14 protein-coding genes are annotated in these 14,369 nt (G+C 70.9%); 7 read left to right on the forward strand and 7 right to left on the reverse strand.

Translation table 11 applies throughout. The features are described from left to right. Nucleotides 1–4: 4 nt before the first annotated feature. The gene (locus tag ML342_RS08870) at nucleotides 5–643 is read left to right on the forward strand and encodes a general secretion pathway protein GspB (protein ID WP_240126695.1); all 639 of its coding nucleotides are present in this window, start codon (nucleotides 5–7) and stop codon (nucleotides 641–643) included. 14 nt (nucleotides 644–657) lie between these two features. Beyond that, nucleotides 658–876, forward strand: a complete 219-nt coding sequence (locus ML342_RS08875) for an RNA-binding S4 domain-containing protein (protein WP_240126897.1) — start codon at nucleotides 658–660, stop codon at nucleotides 874–876. A 5-nt stretch (nucleotides 877–881) separates the two neighbouring features. Here the strand turns inward: ML342_RS08875 and ML342_RS08880 are convergent, their stop codons facing one another. Then, the gene (locus ML342_RS08880; RefSeq protein WP_240126696.1) at nucleotides 882–1,988 is read right to left on the reverse strand and encodes a COG3904 family protein; all 1,107 of its coding nucleotides are present in this window, start codon (nucleotides 1,986–1,988) and stop codon (nucleotides 882–884) included. Between the two features lie 237 nt (nucleotides 1,989–2,225). Further along, nucleotides 2,226–3,896 (reverse strand): urocanate hydratase, encoded by a 1,671-nt coding sequence (hutU, locus tag ML342_RS08885; RefSeq protein WP_240126697.1) that lies wholly within the window; start codon nucleotides 3,894–3,896, stop codon nucleotides 2,226–2,228. 82 nt (nucleotides 3,897–3,978) lie between these two features. Between hutU and ML342_RS08890 the strand changes: the two genes are divergently transcribed. After that, nucleotides 3,979–5,235: an alkaline phosphatase family protein gene (locus ML342_RS08890; protein WP_240126698.1), complete on the forward strand. Its 1,257-nt coding sequence runs from the start codon at nucleotides 3,979–3,981 to the stop codon at nucleotides 5,233–5,235. Nucleotides 5,236–5,238: 3 nt separating this feature from the next. Here the strand turns inward: ML342_RS08890 and hutG are convergent, their stop codons facing one another. Continuing rightward, the gene (gene hutG / locus ML342_RS08895; protein ID WP_240126699.1) at nucleotides 5,239–6,213 is read right to left on the reverse strand and encodes a formimidoylglutamase; all 975 of its coding nucleotides are present in this window, start codon (nucleotides 6,211–6,213) and stop codon (nucleotides 5,239–5,241) included. 90 nt (nucleotides 6,214–6,303) lie between these two features. Between hutG and hutI the strand changes: the two genes are divergently transcribed. Together hutI and ML342_RS08905 are read left to right on the forward strand one after the other, a co-directional pair. Beyond that, nucleotides 6,304–7,518 carry an imidazolonepropionase gene (gene hutI, locus ML342_RS08900; RefSeq protein ID WP_240126700.1) on the forward strand — a complete coding sequence of 405 codons (1,215 nt, stop codon included), beginning with the start codon at nucleotides 6,304–6,306 and terminating at the stop codon, nucleotides 7,516–7,518. A 15-nt stretch (nucleotides 7,519–7,533) separates the two neighbouring features. Beyond that, nucleotides 7,534–8,727 carry a dipeptidase gene (locus ML342_RS08905; RefSeq protein ID WP_240126701.1) on the forward strand — a complete coding sequence of 398 codons (1,194 nt, stop codon included), beginning with the start codon at nucleotides 7,534–7,536 and terminating at the stop codon, nucleotides 8,725–8,727. Between the two features lie 76 nt (nucleotides 8,728–8,803). Here the strand turns inward: ML342_RS08905 and ML342_RS08910 are convergent, their stop codons facing one another. Together ML342_RS08910 and ML342_RS08915 are read right to left on the reverse strand one after the other, a co-directional pair. After that, entirely contained in the window at nucleotides 8,804–8,974 is a 171-nt protein-coding gene (locus tag ML342_RS08910; RefSeq protein WP_240126702.1) for a 30S ribosomal protein THX, read from the reverse strand. Between the two features lie 61 nt (nucleotides 8,975–9,035). Next, the gene (locus tag ML342_RS08915) at nucleotides 9,036–9,452 is read right to left on the reverse strand and encodes a MerC domain-containing protein (protein WP_240126703.1); all 417 of its coding nucleotides are present in this window, start codon (nucleotides 9,450–9,452) and stop codon (nucleotides 9,036–9,038) included. A gap of 85 nt (nucleotides 9,453–9,537) precedes the next feature. Between ML342_RS08915 and ML342_RS08920 the strand changes: the two genes are divergently transcribed. After that, nucleotides 9,538–11,562, forward strand: a complete 2,025-nt coding sequence (locus ML342_RS08920) for a TonB-dependent receptor (protein WP_240126704.1) — start codon at nucleotides 9,538–9,540, stop codon at nucleotides 11,560–11,562. A 56-nt stretch (nucleotides 11,563–11,618) separates the two neighbouring features. Here ML342_RS08920 and ML342_RS08925 read toward each other — a convergent pair whose 3' ends face one another. Together ML342_RS08925 and gltX are read right to left on the reverse strand one after the other, a co-directional pair. Further along, nucleotides 11,619–12,131: a transcriptional repressor gene (locus tag ML342_RS08925; protein ID WP_240126705.1), complete on the reverse strand. Its 513-nt coding sequence runs from the start codon at nucleotides 12,129–12,131 to the stop codon at nucleotides 11,619–11,621. A 10-nt stretch (nucleotides 12,132–12,141) separates the two neighbouring features. After that, the gene (gltX, locus tag ML342_RS08930) at nucleotides 12,142–13,548 is read right to left on the reverse strand and encodes a glutamate--tRNA ligase (RefSeq protein ID WP_240126706.1); all 1,407 of its coding nucleotides are present in this window, start codon (nucleotides 13,546–13,548) and stop codon (nucleotides 12,142–12,144) included. Nucleotides 13,549–13,630: 82 nt separating this feature from the next. Here gltX and ML342_RS08935 point away from each other — a divergent pair, with 82 nt between their 5' ends. Continuing rightward, nucleotides 13,631–14,362, forward strand: a complete 732-nt coding sequence (locus ML342_RS08935; RefSeq protein ID WP_240126707.1) for a UDP-2,3-diacylglucosamine diphosphatase — start codon at nucleotides 13,631–13,633, stop codon at nucleotides 14,360–14,362. Nucleotides 14,363–14,369: the final 7 nt, after the last annotated feature.

Consider the following 14,369-nt stretch of genomic DNA (forward strand, 5'->3'; position numbering starts at 1 on the left):
TGCGATGTCGCTGATCCTGGAAGCCCTGCGCAAATCCGAAGCCGAGCGCCGCCGCGACCGCGCGCCCGACCTGCGGCTGGAGTTGCCGCCGACGCCGCCCTCACGCACGCGCGCCGCCCGTCCGTGGCCATGGCTGGGCGCGATCGCGCTGGCCGTGCTGGCGCTGGCGCTCTGGCTGGCGCTGCGCGGGCGTGCGCCGGTGGTCGCCAGCGCGTCGCCGGCCAGCGCCCCGGTCGCCCGCCCCGCAGCCGAAACACCGCGTCTCGCCACGCCGCTGCCGCAGGTGGTGGCGCGCCCCGCGCCCATCCGCATCGTCGCTGCTACAGCCGCACCGCCAGCCGCGCCGATCGCGGCCGCCTCGCGCCCGTCGCCACCACCGCCGGCCGCTGTCGTCCCGCCGCCTCCCACGCCCGCGCCCACGCCCGCGCCGGATGCCATCCCCGATATCGCCAGCACCGGCCTGCCGCCGGTGAGGCTGAGCATGCACATGTGGGACGCCGACCCCGCCCGCCGCTTCGTCATCCTCGACGGTGTGCGCATGGGCGAAGGCGACCGCAGCGGCAGCCTCGCCGTGGTGGCGATCGACCGTAAGGGCGTGGTGATCGAACGCGATGGCATCCGCGCCCGCATCCCCCTGCCGTGACCGCCATGTCCACCATGCCCACCATCGACTTCACCCTCGACCGCGACTTCATCGAACTCAACCAGCTGCTCAAGCTGGCCGGCCTGTGCGACTCCGGCGGCGCCGGCAAGCAGCTGGTGGCCAGCGGCGTGGTGCAGGTGGACGGCGCGCTGGAACTGCGCAAGACCGCCAAGATCCGCGCCGGCCAGCGGGTGCGGGTGGGCGCCGTGGAGATCCGGGTGAAGGCAGGTTGACGCGCTTACCGCGCGTGCGCGGCAGCCGCCTGATCGCCCGCCTGCTCCGTCGCCGCGGCGGACGTATCCGGCACCGCCTGCGGCGGCGGCGCGACGGGAGGAATCGCCAGCACCGCCCCGTCGAGCTCGGACATCGGGCTATCCAGCGGACATTTGGCATCGGGAAAGCCGTAGTGCTGGCGCAAGGCCAACCCGCAGGCGTTGATCTCGGCCACGTCCTGGTGCGCGGCGTCGGCCGGCTGCAGGCACTGCTGCTCGAAGGCACGGCGGAAGGCATCGCGGCGGCGCAGGAACGCCGTGCCGCAGGTCTGCGCCAGGCGGATGCGGTCGAGATCGTCCTCCACCGCATTCGCCCCAGACAAGCCGAAGGACTCCAGCTCCTGATCGGTCAGGATGCGCAGCTTGCGGTTGGGCACCGTGGTCATCAGGTCGTACACCTCGATCGAAGCGCCATTGCGTTCGAGGTAGTTGCGCAGTTCGTCGCTGATCCGGCGCAGCGCCTCGCCCAGCTCGCGGCGTGAGCGCGCCGGCGACTGCAGCGCGATCATGCGGTGGATGCCCACCGGCCCGACGATCACGCGCATGTCGCCAGCCGCCAGGATCAGCACGCAGGCGCTGTAGCAAACCGAATCGCCGCGCACCCAGATCGTCCAGTCGTTCTCGCCGATGGCATCGCCGGCGCGCATCGCCGCCTCGACGCTGCCGCCGCCGGAGTCGATGTCGAGGATACGCTTGCCGATCCCGAGATCGGAGGCGATCTTGCCGGTGCGCTCCGCCAGCGCGGCGAAACTGGGCGTGATCTTGCCCTTGTAGCGCAGCCGGAGCAGGCCGGTTGCGCGGCAATCCAGCATGACCTTGCGGAGATCGAGATAGGCCAGCGACAGCACCGGACGACCATCGCCATGATGGTAATCAGGGCTGCAGTCGATCCACGCATCCCCGGCTTCCAGCCGCACCTCCGGCGACCAGTCGATCTCGGCCTGCGGCTTGCGCTGCACGCGCGGGGCCGGCGGCGAAGCCGGTGCGACGGCGGGCGGCGCCGGCGGGGGCGAGGAACGCTCGCAGGCACCCAGCAGCAGGACAAGCAGCAGACACACCAGGCGCAATCGCATCGACCGCAAGCTCTCGAAATCAGTACGGTCGCCCAGTCTAGAGACATGCCAGGGAAACTGCGCGCCGGCGCAAATCACCATAACGCTCACCATCGCAGATAAAGGGCACACGCACGCGCGTCCCGATCCGCTTCCACCCTGCGCTGCATGACTATCGATGACAACGTGCCAAACCGGCTGGCGCCGATGCACGCTGACATCGTCTCGCCGTGAGCGCGCGCCTGGCGAACGGGTCCGTCAGTCGTTCAGCATCGGCAGCTTGAGGCCCTGCTCGCGCGCGCACTGCCGCGCGATTTCATAGCCCGCGTCGGCATGCCGCATCACGCCGGTGCCGGGGTCGTTCCACAGCACGCGGGCGATGCGCCGGTCGGCGGCCTCGCTGCCGTCGCAGACGATCACCACGCCGGCATGCTGCGAGTAGCCCATGCCGACACCACCACCGTGGTGCAGCGACACCCAGGTCGCGCCACCGGCGACGTTGAGCATGGCATTCAGCAGCGGCCAGTCACTCACCGCATCGCTGCCGTCGCGCATGGCTTCGGTTTCGCGGTTCGGCGAGGCCACGCTGCCGGAATCCAGATGGTCGCGGCCGATCACGATCGGCGCCTTCAGCTCGCCGTTGCGCACCATCTCGTTGAAGGCCAGGCCCAGCTTGTGGCGCAGGCCCAGGCCCACCCAGCAGATGCGCGCCGGCAGGCCCTGGAAGCTGATCCGCTCGCGCGCCATGTCCAGCCAGCGGTGCAGGTGCGGATCGTCGGGGATCAGTTCCTTCACCTTGGCATCGGTCTTGTAGATGTCCTCCGGGTCACCGCTGAGCGCCACCCAGCGGAACGGGCCGATGCCGCGGCAGAACAGCGGGCGCACGTAGGCCGGCACGAAGCCGGGGAAATCGAAGGCGTTCGTGCAGCCTTCGTCGAACGCCATCTGGCGGATGTTGTTGCCATAGTCGAACACCGGCACGCCCATACGCTGGAATGCCAGCATGGCCTCGACATGCACGCGCATCGAGCGTTTGGCCGCATCGCGCACCTTGTCGGGGTTGGTCTGCTGCTCCGCCAGCCACTGCTCCACGCTCCAGCCGATCGGCAGATAGCCGTGCACCGGGTCGTGCGCGCTGGTCTGGTCGGTCACCGCATCCGGGCGCACGCCGCGGCGCACCAGCTCCGGCAGGATCTCCGCCGCGTTACCCAGCAGCGCGATGGACTTCGCTTCGCCCGCCTGCGTGTACTTCTCGATGCGGGCCAGGGCGTCGTCGAGGTCGGTGGCCTGCTCGTCCACGTAGCGGGTGCGCAGGCGGAAGTCGATGCTCGACTGCCGGCATTCGATGGTCAGGCTGCACGCGCCGGCCAGCGAGGCCGCCAGCGGCTGCGCGCCGCCCATGCCGCCGAGCCCCGCGGTGAGGATCCAACGCCCTTTCAGCGAGCCGCCGTAGTGCTGGCGGCCCATCTCCACGAAGGTCTCGTAGGTGCCCTGCACGATGCCCTGCGAGCCGATGTAGATCCAAGACCCGGCCGTCATCTGGCCGTACATCATCAGCCCCTTCCTGTCGAGCTCGTTGAAGTGCTCCCAGGTCGCCCAGTGCGGCACCAGGTTGGAGTTGGCGATCAAGACCCGCGGCGCGTCGGCGTGGGTGGGGAACACGCCCACCGGCTTGCCGGACTGCACCAGCAGGGTCTCGTCGTCGCCGAGGGTCTTCAGCGTCTCCAGGATCTTGTCGAAGCACTCCCAGTCGCGCGCGGCGCGGCCGATGCCGCCGTACACCACCAGGTCCTCCGGGCGCTCGGCCACGTCCGGGTCGAGATTGTTCTGCAACATCCGGAACGGCGCCTCGGTCAGCCACGAACGGCAGGTCAGCGTGCTGCCGCGTGGGGCGCGGATGCGGCGGGAGGGGTCGTGGCGGTGGGACATCGTCGATCTCCTGCAGAGAATGCCGCGATTATCGCATCGCGCCCGCCACCGGCCGGTCATGGCCGCCGGCTATCATCGGCGCATGCGCCCCTTCCTCCCCCCCCTGCTCGTCGCCGCGCTGCTGGCCGTGGCTGGCTGCGCCACCTCTCCCGCCCCCCGCGCGCCCACCGCCGCGCAGGCGCCCGCGCCGGCCATCGCGCCGGTGTTGCTGGTGTCGATCGACGGCCTGCATCCGGACGACCTGCCGCGCCTGCCCACCCTGCGCCAGTTGGCCGACACCGGCGTGCGCGCGCAGTGGATGAATCCCTCGTTCCCGTCACTGACCTTTCCCAACCACTACACCCTAGTGACCGGCCTGCGCCCGGACCACCACGGCATCGTCCACAACTCCATGCGCGATCCGCAGCTCGGGCGCTTTTCGCTGAACGACCGCCAGGCCGTGGGCGATGGCCGCTGGTGGGACGGCGGCGAGCCGATCTGGGTCACCGCGCACAAGGCCGGGCTGCGCACCGCCACCATGTTCTGGCCGGGCAGCGAAGCCGCGATCCGCGGCGTGCGCCCGGACGAATGGCATGCCTTCGACGCCAAGATGACGCCGACCGCGCGGGTGGACCGGGTGCTCGGCTGGTTCGACCTTCCGCCGGCGCAGCGGCCGGCGCTGATGACGCTGTATTTCGACCAGGTGGACCACGCCGAGCACGACGGCGGCCCCGACAGCCCGCCGGTGCGGGCGGCGCTGGCCGAGGTGGACGCGGCACTGGCGCGCCTGGTGGACGGCCTGCGCCGGCGCGGGATGCTGGACGCCACCAACATCGTGGTGGTCTCCGACCACGGCATGGCGCGGGTGCCGAACGGCCAGGTGGTGGCGGTGGACGCGATGGTGCCGGCGGACATCGCCGAGGTGGAGACCGCCGGCCAGGTGGTGGGCGTGCGCCCGCTGCCGGGCCACGAGGCCGAGGCCGAGGCGCGCCTGCTGGGCCGGCACCCGCACTACAGCTGCTGGCGCAAGGACGCCCTGCCGGAGCGCTGGCACTACGGCACGCACCCGCGCATCCCGCCGATCGTATGCCTGATGGACGAGGGCTGGGACGCGCTGTATCCCGGCTGGCAGGCCAAGCGCCGCCCCGGCGACCGCGGCTCGCACGGCTTCGACCCGGCGCTGCCGTCGATGCGCGCCACCTTCGTGGCGCACGGCCCGGCGTTCCGCGCCGGCACCGTGCTGCCGGCGTTCGACAACGTGGACGTGTATCCGCTGCTGGCGCACCTGCTGCGCCTGCCGCCGGCGGCAAACGACGGCGACCTGGCGCCGCTGCGTCCGGCGCTGCGCGAGGCGCCCTGAAGTTCAGCCGCCGCGCGCGCGCCAGGCCGCGTGGGTGACGCGGTGGATCAGGCGTGCGGCCACCCGCGCGGTGGCATCGTCGCGATCCAGGCGCGGGCACAGCTCGGCCACGTCCAGCAGGCGCAGCTTGCCGCTGGCCGCGATCACATCCAGCAGCGGCTCGGCCACCTCCAGCGATACTCCGCGCGCGGCCGGCGCGCTCACGCCCGGCGCCACCGCCTGCGGCAGCGCGTCGATGTCGAGGGTGAGATAGACCGCATCCACGCCGGCCAGCTTCGCCTGCAGTTCGGTCAACCGCTGCGGCAACGCCAGCAGGCCGAGTTCGTCGTCGCGCACATAGTGCACGCCCAGCGCGTCGGCGGTCTCGAACAGCGCGCGCGTGTTGGACGCCGCACTGATGCCGTATACCCAGTACTCGAGCGGCAGGCCATTGGCGCGCGCGTGTTCGATCGCCTGCAGGAACGGCGTGCCGGAACTGGCCTGCGCCTGCCGACGCAGGTCGAAATGGGCATCGAGGTTGACGATCGCCACCCGCGGCCGGCGCGTGCCCAGGAACTGCGCCAGGCCCAGGTAGCTGGCATAGGCGATCTCATGGCCGCCGCCGAGGCCGACCGGCAGATGGCCGGCCTCCAGCAGCCCGGCCAGCGCCTGCGCGTAGCGCGCCTGTGCCGCTTCCAGATCGCCGTCGGTGCAGGCGATGGTGCCGGCGTCGTACAGCGGCGCCTCGTCCAGCACCGGCAGGTTGGACAGCATCCGGCGCAGTGCAGCCGGCCCCTCCGCCGCCCCCACGCGGCCGTGGTTGCGGCGCACGCCCTCGTCGCAGGCGAACCCGAGCAGCGCCACGCCCGGCGCAGCGTCCACAGGCAGCGCACGCACCCACTGGTGCCAGCGCCGGGTGGAGGCGTCTTCGGGCAGATCGACCCGGCCGCCCCAGCCTTCCAGAGACACAGGATGCGCCGCGCTGACGGCGTCTTGCATGGCACTCCTCCGAGGCAAGCAAAGCCGTCATTCTAGGCCTGCCTTTGCCATAATCGGACGCACGCAACACGCGCCCAACGGAACCGACTGATGCCCGCCCAGCGCTGGGACCTGCTCCTGACCCACACCACCCTCGCGACCCTGGACGGCGATGCGCCATACGGTCTGATCGAAGATGGTGCGCTGGCAGTGGCCGATGGCCGCATCGCCTGGGTCGGGCCACGGCATGCGTTGCCGCCCGGCGATGCCCTGCGCGTCGAGAATCTGCAAGGCCGCCTGCTGACACCCGGCCTGATCGACTGCCATACCCATCTGGTCTTTGCCGGCCACCGCGCACACGAGTTCGACCTGCGCCTCAATGGCGCCAGCTATGCGGACATCGCCCGCGCCGGCGGCGGCATCCTGTCGAGCGTGCGCGCGGTGCGCGCCGCGAGCGAGGAAGCCCTGCTGGAGCAGTCGCTGCCACGCGCCTGCGCGCTGCTGCGGGACGGGGCAACCACGCTCGAGATCAAGTCCGGCTATGGCCTGGAGTTCGACAGCGAGCGCAAGCTGCTGCGCGTGGCGCGCCGGATCGGCGAGCGGCTGGGCATCACCGTGCGCACCACCTTCCTGGGCGCGCACGCGCTGCCGCCGGAGTTCGCCGGCGATCCCGATGGCTACATCGACGCCGTGATCACCTGGCTGCCGCGCCTGCACGCGGAAGGGCTGGTGGATGCGGTGGACGCCTTCTGCGAGGGCATCGGCTTCACCCCGGCGCAGACCCGGCGCGTGTTCGAAGCCGCGCGCGCGCTGGGGTTGCCGGTGAAGCTGCACGCCGACCAGCTCAGCGACCTTGGCGGCGCCGCGCTGGCCGCCAGCTTCCAGGCGCTCTCCGCGGACCATCTGGAGTACACCAACGCCGACGGCGTGCGCGCGATGGCGGCCCACGGCACGGTGGCCATCCTGCTGCCCGGGGCCTTCCATGTGCTGCGCGAGACCAAGCTGCCGCCCATCGCACTGCTGCGCGAACACGGCGTGGCGATGGCGGTGGCCACCGACTGCAACCCCGGCACCTCGCCGCTGCTGTCGCTGCGCCAGGCCATGCAGCTGGCCTGCACCCACTTCCGGCTCACGCCCGAGGAAGCGCTGCGCGGCGCCACCGTGCACGCCGCGCGCGCGCTCGGGCTCTCCGACCGCGGCCAGCTGCGCGCCGGGCTGCGCGCCGATTTCGTGCTGTGGAACATCTCCCACCCCGCCGAGCTGTGCTACTGGCTCGGCGGCCAGTTAGCCGAGCGCGTGTACGTCGCCGGCCGCCCGCTGTCCTGACCCAAGGAGCCCACCATGCGCCTGCCCCTGCTCGCCGCCTGCCTATCGCTCACCTTCACCTGCCACGCGCAGGCGCCGCAGGCCGCGCAACGCCTGGCGCAGCAGGCCGTGATCGTGGATACCCACATCGATGCGCCCACCCGCCTGCTGGAGCACTGGGCCGACCTCGACCGCGAGCAGCCCGACCGCGAGTTCGATTACGTCAAGGCCCGGCGCGGCGGGCTCGACGTGGCGTTCATGTCGATCTACACCTCGCCCGCGCAGGACGCCGACGGCAGCGCCTGGCAGGTGGCCAACGAGATGATCGACGCAGTGCAGGCACTGGTGCAGCGGCATCCCGACAAGTTCGCGCTGCTCACTTCGCCGCGCGACGTGGCGCGCCTGCGCGCGGGCGGGCGGGTGCTGCTGCCGCTGGGCATGGAGAACGGCGCGCCGCTCGGGGACGATCCCAGCAACGTCCAGTTCTTCTTCGACCGCGGCGTGCGCTACATCACCCTGGCGCACAGCGCGGCCAACCGCATCGCGGACTCTTCCTATGCGCAGGAGAAGCGCTGGAACGGGCTGAGCCCGTTCGGCCGCCAGGTGGTGGCGGAGATGAACCGCCTCGGCATGATGGTGGATGTCTCGCATCTGGGCGACGCCTCGGCGCTGGAGGCGATCCGGCTGAGCAAGGTGCCGGTGATCGCCAGCCATTCCGCGTTCCGCCACTTCACTCCCGGCTTCGAACGCAACATCAGCGACGAAATCGCCAAGGCGATAGCGGCGCGCGGCGGCGTGGTGCAGATCCCGTTCGGCACCGGCTTCATCAGCCCCGAGGCCGCACAGGACATGCAGGCCTTCTTCCGCGCGCGCCAGGCGTTCAACCAGCACAATGCCGAGCTGATCGCGCAGGGCAAGCCGCCGCTGGACCGCGCCGCGTTCGACCGCGACTGGGCGCCCAAGCACCCGCCGCGTACCAGCACGCTGGCGCAGGTGCTGGACCAGATCGATTACGGGGTGAAGCTGATCGGCATCGACCACGTCGGCATCGGCTCGGACTTCGACGGCGTGGACGGCGAGCTGGCCGAAGGCCTGGCATCGGTGGCCGACTATCCGAACCTGGTGGCCGGGCTGCAGGCGCGCGGGTACACCGATGCCGACATCCGCAAGCTGCTCGGCGGCAACCTGCTGCGGGTATGGGGCGAAATCGAGGCCGGCGCCCGCCGCTGAGCCGCATCCTGCTTCGCCCAGACGCACGAAACCCCGCTTGGGCGGGGTTTCGTCGCGATCTGCGGCAGGCGTCGGATCAGGCCGCCGACTTCTTCACCGCTTTCTTGACCACGGCCTTACCAGCGGTCTTCTTCACCACCGGGGCGGCGGCAGTGCCGGCCGACTTGATGATCTTCTTCGGCCGCGCATTGCCGTAGCTGGCATTGAAGCGCTTGCCCTTGGCGGTCTTGCGGTCGCCCTTGCCCATCGTGCTGCTCCTGGATCGAATATCGTGATTATGGTTCGCGCCGCGCGCGAGGGGCGCAAGTTTAGCACGCGCCGCGCGCGCATGCCCGGCAATCGGCCTGCGCGTGGTTCAGCCGTAGATTGGCCCAGTGCGCCAGCCCGACCAAGGTTCCGCCCGTCGTCATCACCAGCGCATGCGGCCAGGTCGAGGCATGCAGCGGCGGATACAGCACCGCCCACCACAGCAGCGCCAGCCCCGGCGCCAGCAGCGCCAGCGCACGCAGGGCACGGTGGCGGCGGTAGCTCCAGCCCAGGACCAACAGCGCGAACAGGCTGGCGAAGGCCACGAACCCTTGCTCGAAACCGTCGCCCGCCAGCACCGCCACGCCCAGCGACGGCAGCAGGGCGATCGCCAGCGGCAGCAGCGCGCAGTGGATCGCGCACAGCAGCGACCCGGCGGCGCCGAGGCGGTCCAGCCATTGCAGGCGTTGCGGCGACATGACTTCCGGCAGATATCGGCTGTTTCGATTGATACAGTATAACATATCAATCACATCCCCCACTTCCTCCTGCCATCCACCCCTCATGCCCCGCCAGACCCTGCTCGCTATCGCCCTGCTCGCCGCCCTGCCGCTGCACGCCCAGCAGGCATCACAGACCATCCCACCCGGCAGCGACACCCGCCATCAGAACGACGCCAAGGACAAGCACGTGAAGGACCTGGCCGGTGTGGTGGTGACCGCCAGCGCGCTGCAGGACACCGCGGACACCCTGAGCAAGCCGACCGAGGTGCTCGCGGGCGCGCGCCTGGACGAGAACCGCGCCGCCACCCTGGGCGAAACCGTGTCCAGCGTGCCCGGCGTGCAGAGCTCCAACTTCGGGCCCGGGGTCGGCCGCCCGATCATCCGCGGCCTGGACGGCCCGCGCGTGGCCATCCTGTCCGGCGGGCTGTCCAGCCAGGACGTGTCCACCGTCAGCCAGGACCACGCGCCGGCGATCGAGCCGTTCCTGGCCGACCAGATCGAGGTGCTGAAAGGCCCGTCCACCCTGCTGTACGGCAGCGGCGCGATCGGCGGCGCGGTGAACGTGGTCGATGGCCGCATCCCGAATGGCCCGGTCGACAACGGCTTCAGCGGCCGCGCCGAGACCCGCTTCTTCGGCGGCGACCAGGGCGGCAACACCACGATGGCGCGCATCGACGGCGGCAACGACCGCGTCGCCCTGCACGCCGACGCGGTGTACCGCCACGCCCCCGACTACACCACCCCCGATGGCCGCCAGTACAACTCGTTCATCGACACCCGCAGCGGCGCGCTGGGCGGCTCGCTGCTGGGCGATTGGGGCTACGTGGGCCTGTCCGCCTCGCGCTTCAACGACGAATACGGCAACCCGGGCGAACCCGGCAACCCCGTCCTCGGCGAGCGCGGGGTGTACCTGAAGATGCACCAGGACCGCTACGAGGCCAAGGGCGCGCTGAACGACCTGTGGGGCGCGGGCAACGGCCTGCGCTTCTCGCTGGCGCACACCGGCTACGAGCACACCGAGTTCGAGGGCGACACCCCCGGCACCCGCTTCCGCAAGAACGCCAACGAGGGCCGGGTCGAGGCCACTTTCGGCAGCCGCGGCGGCTGGCAGGGCGCGCTCGGCACCCAGCTGTCGGCCAGCACCTTCCTCGCGATCGGCGAAGAGGCCTTCGTGCCGCAGACCAGCACCCGCGCCTGGGGCGTATTCGGCGTCGCCCGCCGCAGCTGGGACGGCTTCCAGCTCGACCTCGGCGCGCGCGTGGACAACGTCAAGTCCAGCCCGGTGGACGCCGCGAGCCGCGATTTCCGCCCGCTCAGCCTGTCGCTGGCCGGCGGCTGGAAGCTGTCGGACGCATGGAAACTGACCCTCAACCTCGATCGCGCCGAGCGCGCGCCGGTGGAGGAAGAGCTGTTCTCCGACGGCCCGCACATCGCCACCCTCGCCTACGAGATCGGCAACGTCGGCCTGCGCAAGGAAGCCGCCAACCAGCTGGAGCTGGGCCTGCAGTACCAAGCCGACTGGGTGGAGGCCAAGGTGTCGGCCTACTACAACCGCTTCGACAACTTCATCTACCTGGCCGACACCGGCAATACCTGGTACTGGGCGGAAGGCGACCAGGACCTGCCGGTGCGCCAGTGGACGCAGGCGAATGCGCGCTTCCGCGGGCTGGAGGGCGAGGCCAGCTTCCACCTCGCCCGCAACGACAGCGGTGACTGGGACCTGCGGGTGTTCGGCGACAGCGTGCGCGCCACCCTCGCCAACGGCGGCGGCAACCTGCCGCGGATCGCGCCGGCCCGGCTCGGCGCGCAGCTGCGCTGGCAGCACGCAGGCTGGCGCGTCGCGCTGGGCGCCACCCGCACCAGCCGCCAGAGCGACGTGGCCGCCAACGAAACGCCCACCGCCGGCCACACCCTGGTGGACGCGCACCTGTCCCGCCATTTCGACAGCGGCAACCTCAGCTGGGAGCTGTTCGCGGACGGCAGCAACCTGACCAACCAGGTGGCACGCGTGCATACCTCGTTCCTCAAGGACCAGGTGATGCTGCCCGGCCGCAGCGTCGGCTTCGGCGTGCGCGTGTTCTTCTGAGGACCCAGCGCCACCCGCCGGCCGCGGCGGGTGCGGGGTTTCCTCGCGGGGGCGGCTCAACCCTCCGCGGCGGCGCGTTCTTCCGCCTTCGCGCAGCGCGCGCACAGTCCGTGCACTTCCAGCGTCTGCGCCTGCGGCGCGAAGCCCAGCGCGCGCGCGGCCGCGTCGAGTTGGGCGACGATGCTGGCGTCCTCCAGCTCAGTCGCGGAATGGCAGCGGTCGCAGATCAAAAACGGCACCGAATGCTGGGCCGCGTTCGGATGGTGGCAGGCGACGAACGCGTTGATCGACTCCAGCTTGTGAATGAAGCCGTTAGCAAGCAGGAAATCCAGCGCGCGATACACCGTGGGCGGCGCCACGCTGCCGCCTTCCTCCAGCGCGCGGAAGCGGTCCAGCAGGTCGTAGGCCTTGACCGGCTGTCCGGCCTCCGCGATCAGGCCGAGCACGCGCGCGCGCGGCGCGGTGAGGCGCAGCCCGCGTTCGCCACACGCGCGCTCGACCGCGGCCACGAACCCGCGCGCGTCGTGCACGTGGTGGCGGGGGTCGGTGCAGGCGTGCGGCTTGGCCATGGCGGGTTTCTCACGCACCGGCGGGAATCTTGGCGAGGGCCGCGTCGATCCGCGCCAGCGCCTCGTCACGCCCGCACAGATACACCGTCCAGCCGATGTCCGGACTGACCTGGGTGCCGGTGATGGCCACCCGCAGCGGCTGCGCGATCTTGCCCATGCCGATGCCCTGCGCCTCGGCGACCCTCTTGAGAGCCGCCGTGATCTCCTCCGGGGTCCAGTCCGTCAACGCGGCCAGGCGCGCGCGCGCGTCCATCAGCGGTGCGCGCGCCGCGGGCACCAGATGCTTGGCCACCGCGGCTGCGTCATAGACGGTGAGCGGCTGGAACCACACCGCGGACTTCTCCGCCATCTCCTTCAGGGTCTGCACGCGCTCGCGCAGGGCCAGCACAAGCTCCGCCGGCTTCGGACCGCGGGCGAGGTCATAGCCGGCCTGCTGCAGGTGCCACACCAGATGCCGGGCGACGGCCTCGGGATCGTCCGACTTCAGGTATTGCTGGTTGAGCCAGCCGAGCTTGGCCGGATCCATGCGTGACGCCTTGGCGTTGACATCGGCCAGATCGAACAGGGCCTGCATTTCGGCGATCGTGAACACTTCCTGGTCGCCATGCGACCAGCCCAGCCGCACCAGGTAGTTCAGCAGCGCGTGTGGCAGATAGCCCATGTCGCGGTACTGCATCACGTCGGCCGCGCCGGTGCGCTTGGACAGCTTGGCGCCGTGCTCGTCGAGGATCATCGGCAGATGCGCGAACACCGGTACCGGCGCGCCCAGCGCGCGGTAGATATTGATCTGGCGCGGGGTGTTGTTGACGTGGTCGTCGCCGCGCACCACGTGGGTGATGGCCATGTCGATGTCGTCCACCACCACCGCGAAGTTGTAGGTCGGGTATCCGTCGCTGCGGAAGATGACCAGATCATCCAGTTCGCTGTTGGCGATCTCGATCCGGCCCTTGACCGCATCGTCCCAGGCGACCGTCCCGTGCAGCGGATTCTTGAAGCGGATCACCCGGTTGGGATCGTCCCGCCAGGGCAGATTGGCCTCGCGCGCGGCACCGTTGTAGCGCGGCTTGCCGCCCGCGGCCATCGCCGCCTCGCGCATGGCCTCGAGTTCTTCCTTGGTCTCGTAGGCGTAGTAGGCGTGGCCGGCGGCGATGAGCTGCTCGGCCACCTCGCGATAGCGGTCGAGGCGCTGGGTTTGGTAGATGGGCCCCTCGTCGTAATCCAGCCCGAGCCAGTCCATCGCCTCCAGAATCGCGTCGATCGCCGCCTGCGTGCTGCGCTCGCGGTCGGTGTCCTCGATCCGCAGCACGAACTGCCCGCCATGCCGGCGCGCATACAGCCAGCAATACAGCGCGGTGCGCGCGCCGCCGATGTGCAGGTAGCCAGTGGGGGACGGGGCAAAGCGGGTGCGGACGGTCATGGAGTGCCACGGGGCGATCGACAAGCGGATGATTTTACCGCGCGGCCCGCGGCGGTTCCGGGCGCGGGTCTACAATCGCGCGATGACCACACTGTTCGTCTCCGATCTCCACCTCGATCCTGCGCGTCCTCAGATCACTGCGCTGTTCGGCGCGTTCCTCGACGGCGAGGCGCGCGGCGCCGACGCGCTCTACATCCTCGGCGACCTGTTCGAGGCCTGGGTGGGCGACGACGATCCATCCGAAGCCGGCGCCTTCGTGGCCGCGCGCCTGCACGCGCTGGTGGCATCGGGCGTGCCGGTCTACTTCATCCGCGGCAACCGCGATTTCCTGCTGGGCGATGTCTATGCCGCGCGCTGCGGCATGACCCTGCTGGACGACCCGACCGTGGTGGACCTGTACGGCACGCCCACGCTGCTGCTGCACGGGGACCTGCTATGCACGGATGACACGGCCTACCAGCAGTTCCGCGCGCAGACCCGCGACCCGCAGTGGCAAGCGCAGTTCCTCGCGCAGCCGCTGGCAGCGCGGCTGGCGTTCGCGGCGCAGGCGCGCGCGGCCAGCCAGGCGCGCTACGGCGAGCTGCTGGCCCAGGGCGCGGCCGAGACCATCGGCGACGTGGCGCCGGCCACGGTGCAGGCCTTCTTCGAGCGCCACGGCGTGCGCCGCATGGTCCACGGCCACACCCATCGCCCGGCGATCCACGATGCAGGCCACGGCCGCACCCGCATCGTGCTGGGCGACTGGTATGAGCAGGGCTCGGTGCTGCGGGTGACGCCCGACGGCTGCGCGCTGGCGGCCCTCACCCCGGCCTGACGGCGGC

Source organism: Thermomonas alba (genome assembly GCF_022419205.1).
Lineage (GTDB): Bacteria > Pseudomonadota > Gammaproteobacteria > Xanthomonadales > Xanthomonadaceae > Thermomonas > Thermomonas alba.